Annotated in this window: 2 protein-coding genes and 1 tRNA gene; 2 read left to right on the top strand and 1 reads right to left on the bottom strand. The window is 69.1% G+C overall.

Annotated elements, in window-relative coordinates; genetic code table 11:
* Positions 1 to 13: 13 nt before the first annotated feature.
* Together AB1609_23275 and AB1609_23270 are read left to right on the top strand one after the other, a co-directional pair.
* A complete protein-coding gene (locus tag AB1609_23275) occupies positions 14 to 178 on the top strand; it encodes a hypothetical protein (GenBank protein ID MEW6049357.1) in 165 nt (54 codons plus the stop codon).
* 58 nt (positions 179 to 236) lie between these two features.
* Positions 237 to 311, top strand: a tRNA-Arg gene (locus AB1609_23270).
* Between the two features lie 27 nt (positions 312 to 338).
* On the opposite strand, the gene AB1609_23265 is transcribed toward AB1609_23270, so the two are convergent.
* On the bottom strand, positions 339 to 1,648 hold a 1,310-nt coding region (locus AB1609_23265), incomplete at its 5' end, for a HAMP domain-containing methyl-accepting chemotaxis protein (protein MEW6049356.1).

Below are 1,648 nucleotides of genomic sequence, written 5' to 3'. Positions count from 1 at the left end.
CAACGACGGGCGGATCGACTACCGCGCGCTGTCCGCGGCAAAGCTCGACCTCACCTGGCTCAGGCAGGAACTGCAAAAGCGCGGCATCGAGAGCCCTGCTCGTGTGCTGTACGCCTCTCTGGACTCCGAGGGAAACCTCTTCGTCCAGGAGCGTGAGAAGCCCGGGGCGCAGGGCTAGCGGGGTAGCCATTGCCTGCGGCCGGGCGCGGCAGTATAATGAGAGCCGCAGCAGCGGTGCGCCTATAGCTCAGGGGATAGAGCGCCGGCCTCCGGAGCCGGGTGCGGGGGTTCGAATCCCTCTAGGCGCACCATCTTTTTCGGCTTCCCCTGGCCCGTCTTTACTCCGCCAGCCGGAAGACGGAGAACGCCTGCTCCAGCGCCCGCGCCTGGCCGGCCAGCTCACGGGCCGCCTCGGCTATCTGTGAGACCGCCCCCGACTGCTGCTGGGTGGACGAGCTGATCTCCTCGGTGCCGGAGGCTGTCTCCTCGGTTGCCGCCGCCATCGACTCGACGGCTCTGACCACGGTACCGCTGGCCTCGGCCAGCTGGCTGGCCGCCTCGGCCACGTTGCCGATCTCCGCGATGGCCTGCTGGGCCGTCGTCAGCATGGCCCAGAAGGCGGTGCCGCTTTCCTCGACGACCGAAACGCCGGCTTTGGCCTCGTTGCCTGCCTGCTCCATGTCCTTGATCGCGCGGCCGGTGCCGGCCTGGATGCGGCCGAGCAGCTCGGCAATCTGGTCGGCGGCGACGCGCGACTGGTCGGCGAGCTTGCGCACCTCCTCGGCGACCACGGCGAAGCCCCGTCCCTGCTGGCCAGCGCGTGCGGCCTCGATGGCGGCGTTGAGCGCGAGCAGGTTGGTCTGGTCCGCGATGCCGGTGATCACACCGAGAATCTCGTTGATGCGGCGCGAGTGCTGCCCCAGTTCCTGGATGGAGTCTGACGAACTCTGCACGGCGGCCGTAATCCGGCTCATCTGGGCGGCGACCCGTTCCATGGACTGGCCGCCGGAACGGGACTTGGCCTCGACGTCCGAGGCCTGCTCCCGCAGGCGCTTAACCGCCTGCACGACCCTATCCACCACCTGCTGCATGGCCGCGGCACCCTTGCCGGTCTCGGTGGCGACCCTTGCCTGCTCGTCCGCCCCCTTCGCCATCTGGTCGACCACCGCCGCCACCTGCTGCGCCGACTCGCCCACCTCCGTGGCGCTGGCTGCGAGCCTCTGGCTTTCGGCGGAGAACTGCTGCGCCGCGTTCAGCACCTGCCGCACGAGACGGCTCAAGCTGCGGCCCGATTCGTTGAACGCCCTGGCCGCAGCGCCCAGTTCGTCCCTGCCGAAGTCTCCCAGTTCGAAGGCCAAATCGCCCTCGGCCCGGCGCTGGAGTCCCGCTGCGATGGCCCGGATGGGGCGCTGCAAGCGGCCTCCGACCCAAAGGTTGAAGGCGACGGCGAGCACGAGCCCGGCCGCGGCTGTCGCCAGCATCAACGTGTTGGCTTCGGCCGCCGTCCGCAGTGCTCCCTGGCTCACGTCGTGGGCTTGCCGGGCGTTTTTCTCCGCCAGGGGCTTCATCGCGTCCTGGACGTGCCGGTAGTTCTCCACGAGGCTCATGGCGATTTCCGGGGCGAACTGGGTCCTGAAGTTGCGGCTCT

It is taken from the genome of Bacillota bacterium (assembly GCA_040754675.1).
Taxonomy (GTDB): Bacteria; Bacillota; Limnochordia; order Limnochordales; family Geochordaceae; genus Geochorda.
The sequence above is the reverse complement of the archived record's forward strand: the minus strand, read 5'-3'. Positions and strand labels throughout refer to the sequence as shown.